The sequence below is a fragment of the Macromonas bipunctata genome, from assembly GCF_002837135.1.
In the GTDB taxonomy this organism is placed as follows: Bacteria; Pseudomonadota; Gammaproteobacteria; order Burkholderiales; family Burkholderiaceae_C; genus Macromonas_A; species Macromonas_A bipunctata.
Genome location: NZ_NWBQ01000110.1, coordinates 1 through 1,485, shown reverse-complemented (window position 1 = coordinate 1,485; position 1,485 = coordinate 1). Strand labels below are relative to the sequence as shown.

1 protein-coding gene is annotated in these 1,485 nt (G+C 64.8%); it reads right to left on the bottom strand.

Features of this window, described 5'->3' with window-relative positions; translation table 11 throughout:
- The coding region (locus CON76_RS12555; RefSeq protein ID WP_205758245.1) for an FG-GAP-like repeat-containing protein at nt 1–1,485 on the bottom strand (1,485 nt) is incomplete at both ends.

Genomic DNA, 1,485 nt, shown 5'->3' with positions numbered 1-1,485 from the left:
CGCACCCACCCCCACCAACACCACCGCGAATTCGGCCTCGGCATCCCCATCGGTGTTGCCGTACAAAACGGCGTTGGCCCCTGCCTCCTCCAGCCGCAATTGCCCCGCTACCGTGAACGCTGTTCCCGTCGTCAGAATGGACGCGTCAAATGCTTGGTTGCCCACCGTGCCCGTGTTGGCATCCACCGCTGAGAGGTCGATGCGGTCACCCTGCTCCGCGTTGAAATCTAGGATGGTGTCGCGTGCGTTGAGCCCTGTGTCTTGCGCCTGCGTCAGCACGAAGGTGTCGGCCCCCAAACCGCCGCGCAGGCTGTCGGCACCGCCCAGTCCGCGCAGCACGTCGTCACCCGCTCCACCACTGAGGCTGTTGGCCAGTGCGTTGCCGCTCAAGCTCGCCCCCGTGTGCAACGCAATACGCCCGTCTTCGACGTTGTTGCCCAGTGTGTAGTTGGCCAGCAGGCTGACCACCATATCGCGCCCAGCGTTGAGGCTCTCGCGCACGGTGTCACCGCTGTGGTTGACCCAGTACCAGTCGTTGCCCGCTTGCCCCGCCAGCACATCCGCCCCGCTGGTGCCCGCCAGCAGGTCGTGCCCGTAGCCCCCCGTCAGCGGCCCGCGCAGTTGCAGGTCGGTCGCGCTGCTGGTCACGCTTTCTTTGGTGCCAAAGCCGTCGGTGTAGCTCACGCGCACGCTGATGTCTTGTCGCGCCTGTTCGGCGTTGACCACCCCAAAGCTGCGCCCCGTGGCCCCCGTCACCGCCACGCCGTTGATGAACCATTGGTAGCTGAAGGTACCCAGCCCATCTTCGTCTTGCAGGTTGGCAAACGCTTGCCAGTTGTACGCCCCAGTTTGGTAGGTGCCCAGCACTTTGATTTGACCCGTGGGCAGGCGGTTGCCGCCCAGCAGGAAGCGTGTCAGCCCATCGGCGTTGCCCGCGAATGCGTCAAAGTCGCCATCGGCATCGATGTCCACCAACGCCGGACGGGTGTAGGTGCCCACGTCGGAGAAACCAAAGGGGTTGGTGCTCGCCGCCGCAAAGGCCGGGCTGGTGATGTTGCCGGTGTTCTCAAAGTACAACCACTGGCCCAGGTCGTTGCCCACCAGCAAGTCCAGATCGCCGTCGCTGTCCACGTCGGCCAGCGCCACGGTGGCGTTGTTGCCCACGTCGCCCCAGCCAAAGGGGTTGGCGCTGGCCGCTGCAAACGCGGCGTTGTGCGTGTCGCCCGTGTTGGCAAAGTACAGGATGGTGCCATCCGAAGTGCCTGTGAACAGGTCGAGGTCGTCATCGCCGTCGATGTCGGCAAAGACCGGGCTGACGGAGTTGCCTTCGTCCACCACGCCAAACGCACCGCTGCTGGCCGCCGCAAAGGCGGCTGTGCTGGCGTTGCCTGTGTTCTCCTGGAACAGCAGGTTACCACCACCCACGCCCGTGCCTTGTCCAATGAAGGCATCCAAGTCGCCGTCGCCATCGATGTCCACCAGCAC